Annotated in this window: 1 protein-coding gene; it reads right to left on the bottom strand. The window is 59.6% G+C overall.

Annotated features, from left to right (window positions below):
• A partial coding sequence (locus AC1DKD_RS42245; protein ID WP_477144866.1) for a hypothetical protein occupies positions 1-230 on the bottom strand: 230 nt, incomplete at its 3' end.
• Between the last annotated feature and the right edge of the window lie 186 nt (positions 231-416).

The following is a 416-nucleotide window of genomic DNA, read 5'->3' as shown; positions in this document are numbered from 1 at the left end:
TGGTCGATGAGCCATTTCCGGTAGGCGCCGGCCAGGGCATCGTTGCGGATATGTCCGCGTTCCAGACGCGAAATGATGGAAACCCATTGACCAAGTTCGCCGGCGACGGTCGTTAAGGTCATGCCGAGGTCTGTCCGCCTGCGGCGGAGGTCGGAGTTGTCGGGTGCGGGCCGGGGATTGGTGATCTGACGGTAGATTTCTCTGGCTGCGTAGCGTTTGAGGCAGCGCATGATTTCGCGTTTRCTCTTKCCCTCTGACGTGCGTTTAGCCACGTACTCCTTGGTCCGTTGRCACGAGCCCATGCGCACCAGAACAACCTGGTGCAAGGCATTATTGGCGCAATCGCACGTCGCTCGGGACATCCGATGGTTGAGGGATTGTGTTTGATTCGCCTGAGGCGGCGATAAGCGCTGGCG

The sequence above is a fragment of the Cupriavidus sp. 05T313 genome, from assembly GCF_056396665.1.
The sequence above is the reverse complement of the archived record's forward strand: the minus strand, read 5'-3'. Positions and strand labels throughout refer to the sequence as shown.